The sequence below is a fragment of the Desemzia sp. FAM 23990 genome (assembly GCF_045528485.1).
Taxonomy (GTDB): Bacteria; Bacillota; Bacilli; order Lactobacillales; family Carnobacteriaceae; genus Desemzia.
Map to the genome: position 1 here is coordinate 1 of NZ_JBGQQW010000093.1, position 255 is coordinate 255.

Consider the following 255-nt stretch of genomic DNA (forward strand, 5'->3'; position numbering starts at 1 on the left):
TCCGCTACCCACACCTCATCCCCGCACTTTTCAACGTACGTGGGTTCGGTCCTCCAGTGCGTTTTACCGCACCTTCAACCTGGACATGGGTAGGTCACCTGGTTTCGGGTCTACGACCACATACTCAGACGCCCTATTCAGACTCGCTTTCGCTACGGCTCCGTCTTATCAACTTAACCTCGCATGTAATCGTAACTCGCCGGTTCATTCTACAAAAGGCACGCTATCACCCATTAACGGGCTCTAACTATTTGT

At 51.8% G+C, this 255-nt stretch carries 1 rRNA gene; it reads right to left on the minus strand.

Annotation, left to right across the window (positions count from 1 at the left end):
- Positions 1-255: ribosomal RNA gene (locus ACEN4I_RS13605) — 23S ribosomal RNA — on the minus strand; the annotation flags it as partial.